This is a genomic window from Porphyrobacter sp. SLTP (assembly GCF_009905735.1).
Classification (GTDB): domain Bacteria; phylum Pseudomonadota; class Alphaproteobacteria; order Sphingomonadales; family Sphingomonadaceae; genus Erythrobacter.
Genome location: NZ_JAAALE010000009.1, coordinates 13531 through 32574, shown reverse-complemented (window position 1 = coordinate 32574; position 19044 = coordinate 13531). Strand labels below are relative to the sequence as shown.

General features: G+C 66.8%; 18 protein-coding genes. 4 read left to right on the top strand and 14 right to left on the bottom strand.

What is annotated here, in order from left to right; translation table 11 throughout:
* Positions 1 to 10 precede the first annotated feature (10 nt).
* From xrtA to GVM20_RS09255, 11 genes are all read right to left on the bottom strand, one after another.
* On the bottom strand, positions 11 to 1015 hold the full coding sequence (xrtA, locus tag GVM20_RS09305) for an exosortase A (RefSeq protein WP_166546928.1): 1005 nt from the start codon (positions 1013 to 1015) through the stop codon (positions 11 to 13).
* Entirely contained in the window at positions 1005 to 2225 is a 1221-nt protein-coding gene (locus GVM20_RS09300; protein ID WP_166547019.1) for a TIGR03087 family PEP-CTERM/XrtA system glycosyltransferase, read from the bottom strand. The genes xrtA and GVM20_RS09300 overlap by 11 nt, the downstream gene beginning before the upstream one ends.
* Positions 2225 to 3286: a FemAB family XrtA/PEP-CTERM system-associated protein gene (locus GVM20_RS09295; RefSeq protein ID WP_166546927.1), complete on the bottom strand. Its 1062-nt coding sequence runs from the start codon at positions 3284 to 3286 to the stop codon at positions 2225 to 2227. Before GVM20_RS09295 ends, GVM20_RS09300 begins: the two co-directional genes overlap by 1 nt.
* Positions 3283 to 4245, bottom strand: coding sequence for an XrtA system polysaccharide deacetylase (locus tag GVM20_RS09290; RefSeq protein ID WP_234031938.1), 963 nt, complete (start codon positions 4243 to 4245; stop codon positions 3283 to 3285). Before GVM20_RS09290 ends, GVM20_RS09295 begins: the two co-directional genes overlap by 4 nt.
* Positions 4246 to 4249: 4 nt before the next feature.
* A complete protein-coding gene (locus tag GVM20_RS09285; RefSeq protein WP_166546926.1) occupies positions 4250 to 5422 on the bottom strand; it encodes an XrtA/PEP-CTERM system-associated ATPase in 1173 nt (390 codons plus the stop codon).
* Positions 5423 to 5437: 15 nt separating this feature from the next.
* Positions 5438 to 7102, bottom strand: coding sequence for a preprotein translocase subunit YajC (locus GVM20_RS09280; RefSeq protein WP_234031937.1), 1665 nt, complete (start codon positions 7100 to 7102; stop codon positions 5438 to 5440).
* A gap of 2 nt (positions 7103 to 7104) precedes the next feature.
* The gene (locus tag GVM20_RS09275; RefSeq protein ID WP_166546924.1) at positions 7105 to 8085 is read right to left on the bottom strand and encodes an AAA family ATPase; all 981 of its coding nucleotides are present in this window, start codon (positions 8083 to 8085) and stop codon (positions 7105 to 7107) included.
* A 16-nt stretch (positions 8086 to 8101) separates the two neighbouring features.
* On the bottom strand, positions 8102 to 9622 hold the full coding sequence (locus GVM20_RS09270; RefSeq protein ID WP_166546923.1) for an XrtA system polysaccharide chain length determinant: 1521 nt from the start codon (positions 9620 to 9622) through the stop codon (positions 8102 to 8104).
* 15 nt (positions 9623 to 9637) lie between these two features.
* Entirely contained in the window at positions 9638 to 10258 is a 621-nt protein-coding gene (locus tag GVM20_RS09265; RefSeq protein WP_166547017.1) for an XrtA/PEP-CTERM system exopolysaccharide export protein, read from the bottom strand.
* 219 nt (positions 10259 to 10477) lie between these two features.
* Positions 10478 to 11704, bottom strand: coding sequence for a pyridoxal-dependent decarboxylase, exosortase A system-associated (locus GVM20_RS09260; RefSeq protein ID WP_166546922.1), 1227 nt, complete (start codon positions 11702 to 11704; stop codon positions 10478 to 10480).
* The gene (locus GVM20_RS09255) at positions 11701 to 13248 is read right to left on the bottom strand and encodes an acyl-CoA ligase (AMP-forming), exosortase A system-associated (protein ID WP_166547016.1); all 1548 of its coding nucleotides are present in this window, start codon (positions 13246 to 13248) and stop codon (positions 11701 to 11703) included. Before GVM20_RS09255 ends, GVM20_RS09260 begins: the two co-directional genes overlap by 4 nt.
* 21 nt (positions 13249 to 13269) lie before the next feature.
* Between GVM20_RS09255 and GVM20_RS09250 the strand changes: the two genes are divergently transcribed.
* From GVM20_RS09250 to GVM20_RS09235, 4 genes are all read left to right on the top strand, one after another.
* Positions 13270 to 14256, top strand: a complete 987-nt coding sequence (locus GVM20_RS09250; protein WP_353653129.1) for a GNAT family N-acetyltransferase — start codon at positions 13270 to 13272, stop codon at positions 14254 to 14256.
* 91 nt (positions 14257 to 14347) lie between these two features.
* Positions 14348 to 14644, top strand: coding sequence for an acyl carrier protein (locus GVM20_RS09245; RefSeq protein WP_166546921.1), 297 nt, complete (start codon positions 14348 to 14350; stop codon positions 14642 to 14644).
* Between the two features lie 33 nt (positions 14645 to 14677).
* Positions 14678 to 15367 carry an alpha/beta hydrolase family protein gene (locus GVM20_RS09240; RefSeq protein WP_166546920.1) on the top strand — a complete coding sequence of 230 codons (690 nt, stop codon included), beginning with the start codon at positions 14678 to 14680 and terminating at the stop codon, positions 15365 to 15367.
* Positions 15364 to 16155, top strand: a complete 792-nt coding sequence (locus tag GVM20_RS09235; protein ID WP_166546919.1) for a hydrolase 1, exosortase A system-associated — start codon at positions 15364 to 15366, stop codon at positions 16153 to 16155. The genes GVM20_RS09240 and GVM20_RS09235 overlap by 4 nt, the downstream gene beginning before the upstream one ends.
* Here the strand turns inward: GVM20_RS09235 and GVM20_RS09230 are convergent.
* From GVM20_RS09230 to GVM20_RS09220, 3 genes are read right to left on the bottom strand one after another with little or no spacing between them, the layout of a single operon-like run.
* Complete coding sequence (locus GVM20_RS09230) at positions 16152 to 17348, bottom strand: class I SAM-dependent RNA methyltransferase (RefSeq protein ID WP_166546918.1); 1197 nt, start codon at positions 17346 to 17348, stop codon at positions 16152 to 16154. The genes GVM20_RS09235 and GVM20_RS09230 overlap by 4 nt on opposite strands.
* A complete protein-coding gene (locus tag GVM20_RS09225; RefSeq protein ID WP_166546917.1) occupies positions 17345 to 18733 on the bottom strand; it encodes an NAD(P)H-hydrate epimerase in 1389 nt (462 codons plus the stop codon). The genes GVM20_RS09230 and GVM20_RS09225 overlap by 4 nt, the downstream gene beginning before the upstream one ends.
* Positions 18730 to 19044 carry a hypothetical protein gene (locus tag GVM20_RS09220; RefSeq protein ID WP_166546916.1) on the bottom strand — a complete coding sequence of 105 codons (315 nt, stop codon included), beginning with the start codon at positions 19042 to 19044 and terminating at the stop codon, positions 18730 to 18732. Before GVM20_RS09220 ends, GVM20_RS09225 begins: the two co-directional genes overlap by 4 nt.

Genomic DNA, 19044 nt, shown 5'->3' with positions numbered 1-19044 from the left:
GTCTTGCCGCCTAGAGCAGCGCAGCCAGCGCGGCAATCGCCGCCAGGGCAATGATCGCGAGCGCAGCGCTGGTGGGCGCAAAGCGCAGGGTCTCGGCGCGGGCAATCAGGGGCCAGTTGGCAATTGTCGTGGCGGGCCAACCATAGGCTTCGGGCTCCCGCTCGAAGAACCGCCATGCCCCGCCGAGCAGCGCAGCGAGCACGATGGCGAAGAAAATCCAGCCATAGACGATGTGGTCGAAGCCGGTCGCCTGCTCAGCCCCGATAAATTGCGCGACATAGATCGTCGCCCAGGCCCGGACGCCGTTCGCCAGAATTGGCACGATGATGCAGGCGGCGAGGAAAGCCGCGCGGCGGCTCCAGCGCTCAAAGCGGGTGAAGGACACCAGCACGGCGAGCGTCACCATCGCGATCAGGAATTTGACCCCGGAGCACGCCTCGGCGACGATAAACAGGCCGGCGGGCGTGTGGATATGGATACCCTCGATCCGCGCGGGCACCCCGCTCACATGGGTGAGCGCGATGGCGATTTCGGCGGTCACGGTTTGCAGCGGCGGGATGATCTCGTCACCGAATGGCACGAGGAAGCTGGCAAAGGCGAGCGGCAAGGCGAGCAGCAGGCTGACCCGCAGGCCCAGCACAGTGACGATCGCCGCCTGCAAGGCTGCCACCGCACCGGCTTGCGCGACAAGGTTGATGCCGCGTGTCTCGCCAACCCACCAAAGTCCCAGAGCGGCAACGACGCCTACCAGACCCGGCCAGAACGGCTGCGGCGTGAGCGCGGCCATTTCCTTCTCCTTCAACGCCACCAACCAGGCGGTGATGAAAGGGACGAGCAGCAAGTGGTTGTATGTGTCGATATTCCACCACTGGTGCAGCATCGCGCCCCAGCTCTGCGCCGTCACCGCGATCAGCACCGCCGCCGTTAGAGCCAGCGCGCCAAGCGGGCCGCGCCATGCAACCGGAAGGCTGGCAGAGGCGGTCGGTGGGGTGAAGGTGGCGGTCTCAGGCGGCATGGCGCTGGCCCTCGCCCTCCATGCCGATCAATCCGGCGAGCGGTGCCAGCATCGCCTCCCACCCATGATGATCGAGCACGAAGCGCCGCGCTGCCGCGCCAATCCGGACGGACCCCGCTGGATCACCCAGCAAGGCCTCGATCCGGGAACACATGGCGGCGGGATCGGGCGGACACACCAGCCAATCCTCGCCGTCGGTGGCGGCAATGCCGGTTGCCGCATCGGGCGTCAGCACCACGGGCTTGGCCATCGCCATCGCTTCGAGCACCTTGTTCTGCACTCCGCGCGCGATCAGCAGCGGGGCGAGGACGGCATCGGCGGCAGCGATGAAGGGGCGCACGTCGGGGACCTCGCCCGATACCTGCACGCCGGGGGTGCCGTGATGGGCCATGAGCTTGCCCGTGGGGTTGCGCCCCACAACATGAAACATCGCCTGCGGAAACCGCGCGCGCAGTGTCGGCATCAGCGCCTCGATCACCCACAGCGCGGCCTGTTCGTTGGGGCGGTAGTCCATCTGGCCGGTGAAGACGAAATGCGGCCCCGGCAGGTCCGCGATTACCGGGTGCGGGGTAACGGTGGCAGGGTCGAAGAACGCAGCGTCGATCCCGTTGCCGATCACCTGCACATTGACCTTGCCCGGTGCCGTCAACCGGCTGCGATAGAGCGCGGCCTCTGCCTCGGAAATCAGGATGGTCGCATCGGCGCGGCGGCCAAGCCGTTCTTCCTCCGCCGCCAGCAACCGCGCCTCGCGGGCGTTGAGCCACACCCGCTCACCGGCAGCGGCGTAGCTTGCAAACTTGGCGCTATCGACGTCGCACAGATCGATTACGACGCGGCCTTTGAAATCCGCCGGGACATATTGACCCATCTGGCCGGAGAACACGACAATGGCCGCAATATCGCGCGCCGCGATGGTTTCGCGGACCCAGCGTTCCAGCTTGCGGGAATGGAAGGCGGTCAGGCTCACCGGCTTGCCTGACAGCACCGCCTCAACCCCGGCGAGCGGTAGCGGCTTGGTGCGCGGCGCGATGCAATGGGTGGCGGCCATGGCGGCGAGCGCCATCTCACCCTCACCCGCCCCATCGGCAAAGCACCCCACATGCACCGGAGCAAGCCGCGCCAACGCCTTCAACAAGTGGTGCGAGCGGATGCGGTCACCTCGGTCGGGAGGAAACGGCACCCGGTGGGCGAGGAACAGGAACTCGCCCATCACGCGAGCCCGCGCGCGATCCACGGCCCCAGTGTGTTGGCGATGGGCAGCGGCAACTTCTTCCACAGCTCGATCTTGCGGGAGTAGCTGGCATCGGTCGGGTCGATATTGCGGGGCGGCTGGCCGGGCGCGGTCCACGCGCCATAGGTCAGCGGCACCGGATCAAAGCCCCAGTTCTTCTTGAAGGCAAACGGGCCGCTGCCAGTCTTGGAGCGGCCGAAATCGAACCGTGTCATGCCCTGCCGACGTGCGTGGAGCATCAGCTCGTAATACATCACCTCGTTGGCGCGCGCGGCCCGGGCAGCGAAGACGCCGCCGCCCCAGAACGGTAGCACTGCGCCATCGTGGTAGAAGCTGAGCACGCTCGCGAGCGGGTTTTCGCCCTGCCACACGGTGAGGATGTCGCTGCTGGTCGGAAACACTTCCAGCATCGCCGCGAACAGGCGCTTCGGAAACACGGGAGTGCCGAGGTTGCGGACGCTTTCGCTGTAGCAGGCGTAATGCGCGGCCAGATCAGCAGCGCTCCGGCCCACTGTGACACGGTGGCCAAATCCCAGCCCCTTGCGCACTTCAGCGCGGGCTTTGCGCGGGATAGCGAGCAATTCTGCCTCGTCATCCGCCGCAAGCACGCGTTCGAAACCGCAATGCTTGTCCGACCAGCTGTCCCAGCCATCCGGGATCGCCCCGCCCCGCACTTCAATCCCGGCAAAGCCGCCGCGCACCGCGTGATCCTGCGCCGCAGCCGCAAGCGCGCCCGCAGCTTCGGGGCTTGTCGCGATGATCCCGCCGCCAACGCCGAACCCGCTCGATACCAGCGCCTTGCCGAACAGGGCCGAGCGCACTTCGGTGAGCGGCAGCCAGCCTGTCACGAGGCCAAGCCGTTCGGCGACAAGCCCGCAAGCGCGCTGGCCACTTCCAGCTTCAACTGCTTGCAGCCATGCCGGTCGGTGGAACAAACTCGCCCCCGCTTCGGCAAGGAAGCCGTCGATCCGGCGCACATCCTGTGCATCGCGGAAATCAACAGCGCGCACACTCGTTCCGGCTTTCACCGGCGCGTTCATGCCGCGATATCCGCCGTCGCAGCGTCAGGGGCTGACAGAAAGAGATCCTCGGCCCGCGCCGCCTCGCGGTGGGCAACCAGATCCATCCGGCCCCAGCGAAAATCGTGGACCAACTCGCGCAGCTTGCCAGCCATCTTGCCGAGGCCCGTATAGTGCCGGAAGCGCGAACGCAGCGGCGCATGTGCAACCCGCGGCTGATCGGGATCGACCTCCCACGGGTGGAAATAGAACACCGCTGGGCGGCCATCGGAGCGGTTGACCTGCCGGATCGCCCAGCGCGAAAAGGCGTAAGGCAGCACCCGGAAGAACCCGCCGCCGCCCGCCGCAACGCGCCGTCCGCCCAGCATCGCTGTCGTCACCGGAAGCTCTATCATCGGCGACCACGGCAATGGCTTGAAGGCAAAACGCGGCGCTTCGGGCCAGCCATAATGGTCATGGGCCACCGGAGCGACGCTGGAAGAATAGGCATAGCCCTGCTCGGCCAGTTCGGCGAAGGCCCAGGGCGTGCGGTGATCGATCGAGAAGCTCGGCGCGCGGTAGCCTGTGACTGCCACGCCCGAACAATCCTCAATGATGGTGCGTGCCTTGCGGATGTCTTCGGCAAAGCCAGCACGGTCCATGGTGAACACCCGCGCATGATCATAGCCGTGGCTGGCGAGTTCATGGCCTGCGTCGGCGATGCGGCGGATCATGTTGGGGTGCCGCTTGGCCACCCAGCCCAGCGTGAAGAAGGTCGCGCTGACATCGGCCTCAGCGAACAGATCGATCACGCGGTAGACATTGTCCTCCACGCGGGTCTTGATGCTGTCCCACTCACCGCGCGCGATGACGTTCTCGAAGGCGCCGACCTGGAACCAGTCTTCGACATCGACCGACAGGCCATTCACGATGCCCTGCGCAGCGCCATGACTGGCGCCGGTTGCAAGGCTTTCCGAGAGCGGCTGGAAAGGGGCATTCATGGCGTTACGCCGCCTCGCGCGACGGGTCTTCCTCAAGCCATTCAATCAGCATGGTGAGCACATGGCGGAAGGATTGCTCCTGCTCTTCGAGCCGCGCTTCGATCCGTTCGAGCGCGGTGGCAAAGCGGGCTTCGGCGATGCGGGCTTCCTCGGGCGAAAGCGCTTCGCCGTCTGCACCCTGGCCCATCCCGGCGGCCTGCAATTCGCTGATCGCGGCTTCAAGCTCGGCAGTGCGCGCGTCGCGTTCGGCCAGCAGCGCGGCGACTTCGGTCGCGGGCAGGCTGCCCTGCGCGACCGGAGCGGCAGGCTGCGGCGCAGCGGCGGGTGCGGAGCGCAGATCGCTCGCGCCGCGCGCGCCGCGGTTCTGATCCGCCGCCATTTCGGCGATCACATCGTCGAGCATGGCGAGGCTGAGCGTATCGCACTCCTCGATCGCGCCCAGCAGCAACAGGCGGTTCATGACCTGATTGACCCGGCGCGGAATCCCGCCGGTGTGGCGATAAAGGCTTTCGAGCAGCCCGGCATCGAACATCGGCCGATTGTCCCACCCCACATGGCGGAGCCGGTGGCGGACGTAATGTTCGACTTCGCTGGCATCGAGCGCTTCGAGATGGTGGGACGCGATGATCCGCTGGCGCAGCTGCTCCAGCCCCGGATGATGCGCGACCATGCGGCGGAACTCGGGCTGGCCGAGCAGCAGGCTTTGCAGCAAAGGATGTGCGCCAAGCTGGAAGTTGGAGAGCATCCGCAGCTCTTCCAGCGCGGTCAGCTCAAGGTTCTGACACTCGTCGACCACGAGCAGGCAGCGGCGGCCCGCGCGCGCTTCGTCCTGGAGGAAGCGTTCGATCGCGCCGAGCGCGCCGGCCTTGTCCTGCCCTTCGACCTGCAGACCAAACGCTTGCGCCACCACATGCACAACCTCGGCTCCGTCGAGCGCGGAGGTAACGACCTGCGCCACAGTCAACGCCGCCGGATCGATCCGCTCCATCAGGTGGGCGACCAGCGTCGATTTGCCTGCGCCGACCTCGCCGGTGATGACGATGAAGCCCTCACCCTGCGCCAGGCCATAGCCAAGATAGCTCATCGCCTTCTTGTGGCTGGTGCTCTCGAAATAGAACTGCGGGTCGGGGGTGAGCTGGAAGGGTCGCCCGCTGAAGCCGTAGAATTGTTCGTACATGAGCCGCTTATCCCGTCAGAAATTGTAGCGCAGGCCAACCAGCGCGGTGGCAAAGGCGAAGTCCTGGGCGGTGAATTCGCTGTCGAAATAATCGACCGCAATCGCTGCCCGGCCCACAAGCCGCTGGGTGATTGACTGGTTGTAGGCCGCCGAAGCGCCCGTTGCCGTCACGTCGTTGTTGTTACCGGCCGCGTTGAACCAGTTGACGTAGGCATTGGTGGTGATGTTCGCGTCCTGCCCGATCTGGCGGGTGAGACCGCCGATCACGTAGTAGCTTTCGTCGGTCAGCCCGTTCACCGGTGCGAGGACTGTCCCGGCCGCAGCGATGAAAGTGCGCCGGTCGTAGCCCGCGCCCAGCGCCGCCACAGTGCGGCCCATTGTGCGCTGATACGACGCACGCACCCCGCGCCCGCGGAACGCGGCCGAGCGGGTCGAGCCGACGCCGCCGATCAGCGCTTGCCCTTCGGTGCCGCTCACCAGCCCGCCGAAATCACCCGTCACCGGGTTGCGGATCGCTTCGAAATCGCTCGAAAGGCCCGCAAGCGCGTTGTTGAGCGTGCCGCCGACGCCGCTCACCCCGTCATAGGCCGCCACGGCAAAGGCGCTGCGCTGGCTGGGGACGTAGGTGAAGGTGCCGTAATAGGTGGTGGAATCGTACCGCCGCCCGACCGACGCCTGAAGGCTGGTGCGCGAAGACGGCCGCCACAGCACGCCGACATCCCACAGCAGGCCGTCGACATCAAAGGCGATCCGGCGCGGAGCGTTGGGATCGGTGACAAAGCGGCCATCCGAACCGATCACCGGTACGCCATTGGCATCGCGCACGGCATCGCGGCTCGAAATCTCGACGTCCTCGTAACCCGCGCCCGCCACCAGAGCGAGGGTGCGCGACACCGGCAGTGTCACATCACCGCGCACAAACAGATCGCGGACCCGCTGATCGAGATTGCCGATATCTTCCTGGAAGCCACCTGCCGTGACCGCAAGGCCGACCGGCAGAACCTCGCCCGGACTCACCCCGGCGCGTAGCTGGCCGAGATAGGTCACGCTGTCATCGAACACATCGGTGGTGTTGCCCGCTTGCGTGACCAGCGCATCATCGGCCTCAAAGCGGTTGTACCCGACGCGCGCCACGCCCTGCACATCAACATCGCCAACGCGGGTGTTGAGGCTTGGCCCAGCATAGAAACTGTAGATCCGGCTTTCGGCATCTTCGCGCACCAGCGGGTTGGCGGTGGTGCCGCCGCCCGCGTCGATCCGGCTGCGTGAGGCAAGTGCGCCCGCTTCGAGGCTCAGCGTGTTCGGCACCAGCGCCAGCGTGCCGCGTGCGACGCCGCTGATGGTGTTGGTGTCGACGCTGTCATCGCCATAGCCAATATTGCGTTCATAACGGACCGAGACCGCCGCGCCGCTGTTGCGGCCCTGCACGTTGATGTCCACGCCCACCGCGACTTGCGTGAAGGTGACGACATCATTGCCGGGGCTCAGCTCGGCCGAGACAATCTGCCCGACCTCGATATAGGGCTGCACGACGCGGTTGCTGCGCTGGCCGGGGGTGTCGCCCCCCTGACCTTGACCTTGGCCGGAACCCTGACCTTGGGCCTGTGCGTAAGCCGGATTGGCAGCCGCGGCGATCAAGCCAGCAGCCAGCAATGCGGCGGCAAATGAGCGGGCACGCATTGTCATTTCCCCTTGGTGCCATAGGTGCCGAAGCGCCGCCCCGAAGGGCTGTAGCGCGCGGCATTCAGAAGCAGTTTGATATCGCCGCAGGCCGAGAGCAGCTGCTGCGCGTCTTCCAGAGCCGCGCGGCTGGTTTCGTCTGCGCGCACCACAAGCAGAGCTTGCCCGACATGCTGGGCCAATTCGGCGGCGGGCGATGCGGCAAGCGCGGGCGGCGTGTCGAAAATCACGATGCGGTCCGGCGCACCCTGGGTCAGCCGGTCGAGCACTTCACCGGTGCGCGCACTGGCGAGATATTCGGCGTCGAGTGACGTGGCGGTTCCGGCGGGTAGCACGAACAGGCCTTCGATATCGGTGCGGATCACCAGACTTTCCGGCCGGATCGCCGGATCGGCGAGCGCATCCATCAGGCCTTGCTCAACATCGATGCCGAGGCGCAGCGCCACTGACGGCTTGACCACATCGGCATCGACCAGCAGCACCTCAAGCCCGCGCTCGGCAGCGAGCGCGATGGCGAGGTTGGTGGCGCAATAGGTCTTGCCCTCGCCCGGATGGGGCGAACACACGAGAATGCGGCGGGCGAGTGCGCTAGCCCCCGCACGGGCATCGGCGAGCAGCTCGCGCTTGACGATGCGGAACTCTTCGAGGAGGCCGGTTACCGGGTCTTCCGGCACGATCAGCCCACCATCGCGCAAATGCTGGCGGTCGATGTGGACAAGCGGCCCGCCAAAGGCGGCAGCGCGCGGCGCTTCGGGCTGAGGCGCAGCGGGTATTGCGGCAGGCTCGGGCTTGGCGAAAGCCACCGGCTGCAGCGCGGCGGGCGCTTGCGATGCAGGTTGCGGGGCGGGCGCAGGGCGCACTGCTTCAGGCACCGGCGGCACGGGCGGCGTGCGCACCGGGCCTAGCCCGAATGTCGCGTCAGCGCGCTCGAACAGCGATGCCGGCCGTGCGCCTTCGCGGTTGATCTTTCCCTGATCGGTCATGCTTCGGCCCCCATCCTCACGCTATCGACCCGATCGAGATGACCTCGATGGCGACAAGGATCACAAACATCATGCCAAGCCCTGCGCAGGCTCCGGCGAACTGCATCAACCGGCGGCGTTCGATCACGCGCGCGGCGTCCGACACGGTCAGCGAGATCGAACCGATGACCGGCAGATCGAAGGTGCGCTCCAGCTTCTGCGGCGTGGCGAAGCTGGATTTGAGCTGTGCCAGCGCATAGGCCGCTGCGACCCCTGCCCCGATCCCGACGATCAGCACGCCGAACAGCAGCAGCGGACGGTTGGGCGCGGCAGGCTTTTGCGGCACACCGGGCTGCTGGATGATGTCGAACCGGAACTGGCTGGCCTTGTCCTCGACCTTGCCGCGCGTGCGCAGCGCCTCGCGGTCTTGCAGCAGCTTTTCGTAATTCTGGCGCAGCACGTCGTAATCGCGGCTGATGCGGTTGGCTTCGGCGGCGACCGTTGGCTCGCTCGCCTGGCTCGCCATCAGGGCGGCAAAGTTGCTTTGCAGCGCGGCGCGGCGGGCCTGGAGGGCTTCGACGGTCGCCTGACGCTCGCTCTTGATCGCGATCAGCGAGGCATAGGCGGGATTGGGCGTGCCGCCCGCGTCATCGCCCGCAGCCGCAGCCTGCCGGGCGAGGATCGCAACCTGCTTGGTGGTCGAGACGACATCGGGATGGCTGTCGGTCAGCCCGCGTGAGCGCAATTCGGCCAGCTGGGTCTGCGCCTGTTGCAGCGCGGCACGCGGGCCGGTTGCCTGCGGACCGCCCGCAATCGTGCGCGGCGTGGCGGCCAGCTGCGATGAAATCGCCGCAAGGCCGCTTTCCGCCGCAGCCAGATCGGCATCGACATTGCGCACTTCGGTGCGGGCCTGCTGGACCTTGGTCGACAGGCTATCCGAGCCGCCGACCAGATCGGGATATTGCGCTTCGAACGCCAGACGGCGCTGTTCGGCCTGCTCCAGTTCGAGCTTGCGCTCGTCGAGCTGGCGGTCGAGATCGCCAATCGCGGTACTGATCCCGGTGCGGTTACCGATCACATGCTCTTCGCGCAGGATGTCGAGCAGCTTTTGCACCACATCGCGCGCCAGCACGGCGTTCTCGGCATCGGACAGATCGCCCCGGCCGATAGCGGCGGTGATTTCGAACAGGTTATCCTGCTCGCTGGTGACAGTGACCTTCTTCTCTAGCTCGCCGATCATCGAATCCAGCGCGCCGCGCTCGGTGATGCCTTCGCCCAACCGGGTCGAGGTGATGACCTTTTCGAGATTCTTGGCGCTCGACAGCGTTTGCCGCACGCGCATGATCTCTTCCTTGCCGTCCCCGGCAATGCCGAGCTGCTTGGAGAGCACATCCTGCACATCGACATAGACGCGCGCTTTGGATTCGTAGCTGTTGGGGATCATGCTGACCACCAGCCACCCCAGCACGCACACGCCCCATGCGGTCGCAATCGCGACCCAGCGCCGGTGCCATACCGACCACAGCGCTGCGCGCAGCTCGTCGAAGATTTCGCTCATCCCCCAGCGCGCCCTTTAGAACCGGCTCTCGGGGATGATGATCGTGTCGCCCGGCTTGAGCATCACGTTGGCGGTCGAATCGCCCTTGCGGATCAGGTCCGACAGCCGCAGCCGGTATTCGACCTGGGTGCCGGTTTCATGATCGAGCCGGATCAGCTTGGCGCGGTTGCCCGCGGCAAATTCATTGAGCCCGCCCACCGCGATCATCGCGTCGAGCACAGTCATGTTGGCGCGGTACGGCAAGGACGCCGGCTGCCCGGTCGCGCCGATGACGCGCACCTGCTGGGTGAAGTTACCCTCGGGCGTGTTGACGATCACCGAGACAATCGGCTGCTCGATATACTTCGCCAGCTCGCCCGCGATGTATTCCTGCAACTGGGTGGCGGTCTTCCCCACGGCCGGAATGTCCTGCACCAGTGGGATCGTCAGCCGCCCATCGGGACGCACGCGCACCTTGTCGGCGCTGAGTTCGGGGTTGCGCCAGACGTGGATCGTGATCTCGTCGAGCGGGCCGATGGTATATTCTTCGGACGGGGCGACGCTGCCGTCACCATAGCTGGCCGATGGCAGTTCCGTGCCTCCAGTGGTGCAGGCTGCCAGCAAGGCAGCGCTGACGCCAAGAGCTGCGAGGCGCATCGGGGGCAGACGGTACAACATCGGTCGAAGATCCTTGGCCAGTTCTTGCCGGGCGGCGCGTATCAGCGCAGGAGCGACCTGCAACACGGACCGCCCGGTTATGGGGGTTCTTGTCGCTGGAAATGGTGAACATCTGGTTAGTTATACAGCGCCAAATCCGGCCCTATCCCGCGATGGGACAGCGGCTTTGCGGGGATTAACGCAGGTTGTTGTGACGCGTCAGACCAGCAGTTCGGCCGCCGGGCCGTGACCGAGGAAAGCACTGGGTGAGGCGGTCGCGCCGTAAGCCCCGGCGCAAAACACCGCGACCAGATCGCCCACGTCAGCGTGAGGCATCGCGGCATTGTCGGCGAGCCGGTCCAGCGGGGTGCACAGGCAGCCGACGATGTTGACCTCCTCGGTCACCTCTGCCCCGTAACGCGTTGCAATGGCCGAAGGATAGTTGCGCCGCACCACGGTACCAAAATTGCCCGAAGCGGCGAGCTGGTGATGCAACCCGCCGTCCGTCACCAGGTAAGTCACGCCGTGGCTAACCTTGCGGTCAATAACGCGGGTCAGATACACGCCCGCCTCGCCGACGAGATAGCGCCCGAGTTCGATGCACAGCTCGGTATCCGCGAGGACGGGCGGCAAATCCGCCACACGTTCGGACAAAGCCGCACCGACGCGCGCCAGATCGACCGGCGTATCGCCTGGGAAGTACGGAATCCCCAGTCCCCCGCCCATGTTCAGCTTGGGCAGGCCGTGGCCAATCGCGTCGGCAAGTTCGGCGGCCAGTTCCAGCACATTGCCCTGTGCTTCGATGATCGCGTCCGCGCTCAGCGTCTGGCTGCCGGTGAAGATGTGGAGGCCGCGCCACTCGGCCCCTTCGCCGATCAGGTTTCGGGCCAGTTCGGGCACGCGCTCGGCATCGACGCCGAATTGCTTGGCCCCGCCGCCCATCTTCATCCCCGAGCCCTTCATTTCAAAGGAGGGGTTTACCCGGATCGCGATGCGCGGCGCCTTGCCAAGCCGCTGGCCGATGGCGATCGCCCGCGCGCCCTCACCCTCGCTTTCGCAATTGAGCGTCACGCCTGCGGCAATCGCGGCCTCCAGCTCATCGTCCCGCTTGCCCGGCCCGGCAAAGCTGATGCGGCGCGGGTCGATCCCCACGGCCACGCACAGGGCAAGCTCGCCCGAGGAGGCGATGTCGAAACCGTCCACCAGCGGCGCCATATGGCCGATAACGGCGAGGTTCGGGTTCGCCTTCACCGCGTAGTTCAGCCCTACCCGCGTCGGCAGCGCCGCGCGCAACTCCGCCACGCGGGCATCCAGGTGCGCGCGCGAATAGACGAACAGCGGGGTGCGCCCCGCCTCGGCGACCAATTCGCTCGCGCGCTTGCCGCCAATGGCGAGTTCGCCTGCGATCGTCTCGTAACCAGCGGGGATCGGGCCGACGGGCTTCATGGGGCAAATTCCTGATTGAGCTGGGCCTGCAAGGCGGTGCGGTCGATCTTGCCGTTGGGGTTCAAGGGCATCGTCTCGCGCCAATGGATGTGCTGGGGCTGCATAAAATTTGGCAGGTCGCGCTGGAGCCGCTTGGGCAATTCCGCCCGCGCCGCTTCGTCTGCGGCGCCGCGCACCACCAGATGCACCGCTTGGCCCAAGCGCGGATGAGCCACGCCCAGCGCGACCGCTTCGGCAGCCAGACCTGAGGCCAGCGCGGCTTCCTCGATTTCCTGCGGGCTGATGCGGTTGCCTGCGCTCTTGATCATCGCATCGCGCCGTCCGGCGAAATAGAGCAGCCCCTCCGCCGAGCGCCGCACCCGGTCGCCCGACCACACCGCCATCCCGCCATAGGCCGATGCGGCCGGTGCAGGCTTGAAGCGCTCCGCCGTGCGCTCCGGGTCCTGCCAATAGCCCTGCGCGACCAGTGGGCCGCAATGGACCAGCTCGCCCTCCTCGTCATCAGCGGCGATATCACCTGCATCATTGATCACGAGAATCTCTGCGAAGGGGATCGCCTTACCCATTGATGTTGGATGCGAATCAACCAGCTTGGGATCAAGGAAGGTCGACCGAAACGCCTCGGTCAGGCCGTACATCGGGAACAGGCGCGCGTCGGGAAACAGGCCGCGCAAGGATCGCACCAGATCCACCGTCAAGGCCCCGCCGCTATTGGTGAGCCGTCGCAAAGGCGCGCACGCCTCCGCGGGCCAGTCGATCTCGGTCAGTTGCACCCACAGGGGCGGAACGGCTGCGAGCGTCGTTACCCCATGCTTCGCGCAGGCTTTGGCGACATCCTTGGGGAACAGGAAATCGAGCGGCACCACACAACCACCCGCATACCAGGTGCTCAAAAGCTGGTTCTGCCCGTAATCAAAGGACAGCGGCAGCACGGCGAGCGTCACGTCGTCATCGGCCAGCCCGAGATAATGCGCCACGCTCACCGCGCCGAGCCACATATTGGCATGGCTCAGCATGACGCCCTTCGGGCGACCGGTCGAGCCCGAGGTATAGAGGATCGCTGCCAGCTCCCCAGGATCAGCCTCGGACGGCCCCAATTCTCGCGCAGCAGCCTCAGCGGCTGCCAGCGCTTCAGCCTCACCCAGCGCGGCGCAACCCGGCGGAAGATCGCCCGGCTCCAGCGAGGCAAGCCGCGAGCCCGTCCCGATCAGCAGCTTCGCCCCGCTATCGGCGAGGATATGCGCTGCCTGCGCGCGTTTCAGCAGCGGGTTGATCGGCACATGCACCAGCCCAGCCCGCGCGGTAGCGAGCGGCAGCAGGCAGGTGATCTCGCCCTTCGCCGCCCAGCTTGCCACACGCGCACCCTTGTCCGGCACCATCTCGGCCAGCCATCCGGCGAGCCGCGCGACACGCTGTCTTAACTGATTGTGGTTAAGCGTACCCTCGCGCAGCACCAGCGCCGGGTTCTCCCCACGCCCCGCCGCCCCCGCCAGTTCGGCAAGGTGGTCAAGCGGGCGCAAGGCGGGATCAGGCTGGTGCGGCATAGTCAGGAGCATTCTTTTACAGTGATCGAAGCGCGGTATCACGATAGCGTTAACGTCTTGCAAGCGTTGAGCGCCAAAGGAGCAGGCAGCGGCACTCCCGCGCCGTTCGACCGTGCCGAGTGGTTTGCGCTGCTGGCGGAGACCGGGCTCGTTCCATTGATCGCCATGGCGAGCGACGCCGATAGCGCCGCCGCCCTCGCCTTGACCGAAGATGGCGGGCGAATCATTCCCTTGCGCAACTGGTACAGCTTTACCTGGCGCGAGCTTGCTCCGGCCGGCGCAGCGGGTGACCGGCTGCTCGAAGCGATTGCCCGGCAGCTGAAAACGCGCGGATATCGGGTGACGCTCGAACCCGTGCCGGGCGAGGATGGGTCAGCCGAGCGGCTCGCCCGTGCGTTCCGCAACGTTGGCTGGAAGGTTGCGGTGGAACCTTGCGATATCAACCACATCCTGCCCGTGCGCGGGCGCAGCTTTGCCGAATATTGGGAGAGCCGCCCCGGCGCCCTGCGCACGACGCTGAAACGCAAGGCGAAGAAGGTCGAGGTGGAGGTGCTCACCCACTTCGACGCGGACGTCTGGGCCGATTACGAAGCGATCTATGCTGCCAGCTGGAAACCCGCCGAGGATCAACCCGCCATGCTGCGTGCCTTCGCCGAGGCGGAAGGCACTGCGGGACGGCTGCGCTTGGGTGTGGCCCGAGCCGAAGGCATCGCGGTCGCAGCGCAATGCTGGACTGTCGAAAATTCAATTGCTTACATTCATAAGCTCGCCCATCTTGAGAGCCACAAGCCGTTATCGGCCGGCACCACGCTGACCGCCGCGCTGTTCCAGCACGTGATCGATGTGGACCACGTCGACCTTGTCGACTTCGGCACCGGCGATCAGGGCTACAAGGCCGACTGGATGGAGGATGTGCGTCCACGTTTCCGCGTCGATTGTCTCGACCCGGCACAGCCGAAAAGCTGGCCCCCGCTCGCCAAGCGCCTGCTGCGCCATAACGGGGCCTGAGGCGCGCGGGTGCGGGCCCGCAATGCTTGCACCCAGCCCCGCGCATGGCTAAGCCCCGCCGCCACGGCCAAACACAGGGATTTGGGCATAAATGACCACCATTCCGAACATCGATAGCGCAGCAGGCGAAGCCGCGCTCGATAGCGAACTCAAGGCGTTGATCGCCGATGTTCTGGGGCTCGACCCGGCACAGGCCGCTGCCTTCGGTCCGGAATCGGGGTTGTTCGGCCATCTTCCCGAGCTGGACTCGATGGCGGTCGCCGGATTGCTGACCGAAATGGAAGACCGGCTCGGCATCGTGATCGAGGATGACGATGTCGATGGCGAGATGCTTGAGACTTATGGTGGCCTGCTGGCGTTTGCGCGGGCAAAGCTCAACCCGCGCTAGGTCGGGCTTGACCTCCTCCAGGGTGCCTCTCGGGTGATTTTCACGTGGAACCATCCGGGGCCCGACGGTGGATCTCCGTCTGAGGAATTGCTGGTCGCCTTCGATCGCGGCCGCACGGTCCGGGTGCTGGTGTGCCCGGCATGGTTCGATGAAGCGAACAAGCTGCGCCGGTTCACCATCGAGGTAATGCGGCGGCTGGATGCGGCGGGGATCGACACGCTGCTGCCCGATCTGCCGGGTTGCAACGAGAGCCTTGCTCCGCTTGAAGATCAAACACTGGCAAGCTGGCGCGCGGGCATGGCCGCTGCGGGCGAAGCGCTGGGCGCGACCCATGTGCTGGCGATCCGGGCGGGCGCGCTTGTCGCGCCGGCTTCGCTGCCCGGTTGGCACTATACGGCACAAACCGGCCCCAAGCTGCTGCGCGGCATGATCCGCGCGCGTACCATTGCGGCGCGAGAGGCCGGAATGGCCGAAACGTCTGAGGGGCTTATGGCGCAAGGTCGCGAGTCCGGTCTGGTGCTGGGCGGCTGGCCCATCGGGGCGGCGATGTTCCGCGAACTCGAAACCGCCGAACCGGCGCTCGCCCCGGGCCAGATGGACATTGCCCAAAGCATGGTCGGAGGCCCCGGCCTATGGCTGCGCGCCGAGCCTGACGAAGACGCTGGGCAGGCCGATCGTCTCGCCGCGATTATCGTCGAAAGTATCGGAAATTCAGCGCCATGACGCGGCTTTCTCACACCTTCGGTTGCGGCAGTCTGACGCTGGCCGGCACGCTCGACACCGCGCCGGGGACGACCGGGCTGCTGATTGTCAGCGGCGGCAACGAGATCCGCTCGGGCGCGTTCGGCGGACAGGCCGACATGGCCGCGCGGATCGCCGGGGCAGGCTTTCCGGTGTTCCGGTTCGACAGGCGCGGGATTGGCGACAGCGAGGGCCAAAACCGCGGGTTCCGCCAATCTGCCAAGGACATTGCCTGCGCCGTCGATGCTTTCCGCGCGATGACACCGCAGCTCGCGCGGGTGGTCGCTTTCGGCAATTGTGATGCGGCGTCTGCGCTGATGCTGGCGGGCGGTGCAGGCTGCGATGGGCTGGTGCTGTCGAACCCCTGGACAATCGAGCAGGACGAAAGCCAAGGCGCGGCCGACGACACGCCGCCCCCGGCCGCAATTCGCGCGCGCTATCTGGAAAAGCTGAAAAACCCGCGTGAGGTCATGCGGTTGCTGGGCGGAGGTGTAAACCTTGGCAAGCTGGCGCGCGGTATTGTCCACGCCCTGCGCCCGCCCCCGCCACCGTCGAGCCTCGCGCAGGACATGGCCGCCGGGCTGGCGAGCTTCACCGGGCAGGTGCGCATCCTCGTCGCGACGGCAGACCGCACCGCGCAAGTGTTCGAAGCCGCGTGGGACAGGAACGACCCGCGCATCTACCGCTGCGAAGGCGCAGGCCATGCCTATGTCGAGCCGGAGCACCGCGCGTGGCTGGAAGCGCGAATTCTAGAAAGCTTGCGCGCTTAACGCTCGAAATAGCTTACCAATTCCACGTGGGTCGACCAGCGGAATTGGCCAACCGGGCGCAGCTTCGCAAGCCGGAACCCTGCCTCTGCCAGCACAGCGGCATCGCGCGCCCAGCTTGAGGGGTTGCAGCTGACATAGACCACCCGGGCGACCGTGCTCGCGGCGATTTCCGCGACTTGAGCACGGGCACCAGCCCGCGGCGGATCGAGCAGAATGGCGTCGAAGCGGTTCAATTCCTCGGGCTGAAGCGGGCTTCGGAACAGATCGCGGTGGAGCGCCAACACCCGCCCCCCAATCATCGCCCCGGCCGCCTTGCAAGCGAGATGCGCGGCGCGTTCCGCTTCGACCGCCAGCACCTTGCGTCCTCCCCGCAGCGCAAAGGCAAAAGTGCCAAGCCCAGCAAACAAATCCGCAACGACCCCAGCACCCGCCAACCATTCCGCAGCATCGGCGACCATCACGCGCTCCGCATCAGCAGCCGCCTGAAGGAAGGCGCCCGAGGGCAAGCTCACTGGCACGCCTGACAATGTCACCGTCGCGGGTTCAGGCTCCCAAAGGGTCTCAGGACCATAGCCTTGGTCTATGGTAAGCCTTGCAAGCCCCTGATCGCGCGCGAAATCGAGCGTCGCCTCGGTCGGGCCAAGCCCTTCGATCGGGAAGTGCATCAGGCCCGCTTCCACGCCCTGATCCGCCAAGGTCAGATCGATTCCGACCATCCCTTTTGGCCCGTGCGCCGCCACAAACCGCCGGAGCGGCGCGATCAGCGCGGCCAGCGCGGGGTGCAGCACCGGGCATTCGGCCAGATCGACCACACGGTGCGAACCGCCCTCGCGGTAGCCCAAGACCGCGCCCCTGGCCGTGCGCAGCCCGTGGAGGCCCGCGCGGCGGCGCGTCTGCGGCGGGGAGAGATGGACGGGGAGCAATACGGCCGGTTCCAGCCCTTGCCCCCGCGCAGCGTTGACCACCCGGCCCTCGACAAACTCGGCGAGCGCCGTGTCGTCTGCGTGCTGCAACAGGCACCCGCCGCACACGCCGAAATGGCGGCAGGCGGGGGCGATGTGGTGTGGGCCCGGCGTGATCGTGCCAGCTGCGTCCACCATGTCGCCAGGCACGCCGCCCGCGATATGGCGGCCAGAGACGGTCACGCCGTCGCCCTTGGCGGCGAGGCGGATAATGGGTTCAGATAAGGTCACAAGCAGGCCGCTAGCGCCTCGGACACCCGTTCGGCAAGCTGCGTCGGCGTGAAAGCCGCCCCCGCCCGCTGTGCGGCCTCGCCGTGGAGCCACAGCGCCTCACAGGCGGCGGTAAAGGGATCGGCCCCGTTCGCCATCCGGCTCGCGGCAATCCCGGCCAGCACATCGCCCGTTCCGGCCACCGACAGCCAGCTCGGCGCAGGCTGCCCGAGCGCGAGGCGGCCATCGGGCGCAGCGACGATGCTGTCCGGCCCTTTGGCCAGCACAACCATCCCGCTGACCCTCGCCAATGCCAAAGCCCGGTCACGGCGGGTCTCCGCGATGACGCCAAAACTGCGGCACAAGGCCTCAAGCTCGCCGTCATGCGGGGTGGCAAGCATGGGAACAGCACGGGTGAGCAGCGCGGGGGTAAGCAGCATCAGCGCGTCTGCATCCAGCACCAGTGCGGGGGCCTGCGCCAGCGCGGCTTCGAGCCTTTCGCGCGCCGCGTCATCACGGCCCAGCCCTGGCCCGACCAACACCGCAGCCATACGCGGATCGGCCAGCGCTTCGGCGAGCGGCGCAGTGTCCGTCACCACATCGGGCGGCGTGCGCGGATCGACGTGAGGGGCGAGCAGCTTCACATAACCCGCGCCCGAGTGCTGGGCGGCAGCCGTAGCCAGAAGGCTCGCCCCCGGCATGGCGCCGGTCACGATGCCAAGCAACCCACGGCGATATTTGTGACTATCCGCCGCGGGGGCGCTGAGGCGCGGCCGTTCGACCAGCTGCGCTGCACCCTCCAACGGTGCGATTCCGATCGGCACAAGCCGCATCTGTCCCATCAACGCCCGGCCCGGCAGGCTCCAATGCGCAAACTTCCACGCGCCCAGCGCGAGGGTCAGATCAAAGTCGGGCAGCCGCTCGTTCAGCACCGCGCCGCTATCACTGGCAATGCCCGAGGGCACATCGACCGCCACCGTGTAGCGATGCCTTGCCGCCAGATCGCGCAGCAGCAACGCGTGCTCGGCGATCAGGGGCCGCGCGAGCCCGGAACCGAACAGGCAGTCGACGAACACATCAGCTCCGGCCCCTCCGGCCGTGCTGACCGGCCCGTCCCACCGCCGCCGCGCCTCTTTGGCGGCGTCTGTTGCAGGGTCGAGCGGAGCGATCACTGCCACCGCATTGCCCGCCTCACGCAGGCGGCGGGCGATGACATAGCCGTCTCCGCCGTTGTTGCCGGGGCCACACAGCACCGTCACCGCGCGTCCGGCGGCGATCCGGCGGATCCACTCGGCCGCGCCGCCTGCGGCGATCTCCATCAGTTCCGAAACGCTGGTGCCCGCATCGAACAGCGCCTGTTCGGCAGCGCGCATCTGGGCGGCGGTAAGGACCTGTGCGGCGGTCACTTTGGCGGCGGATCGAGGAGCGTGCGCGGGATCAGATAGCGGTCTGCCCCGATGGCAAAGGCCTCCGCGCCCGCCGCGCCCTGTTCGGGCACCAGCACCTCGGCCCCGTCACGCGGCGCAAGCGCGCCGGTGGCCGGATCGCGGGTCAAGCGCCGAAAACCGCCGTCGGGATGGTGGAGAATGACGTCATTCCCGACCAGCTCCAGCGTGCAGACCGGCGAGAGCGCCGCACCTGCGCCGATCGCGCATTCGACCTCGTCGCCCGGCGGCGGCGGACTTTCCGCCGCGCCGCAGCCTGCCAGCACAGCCAA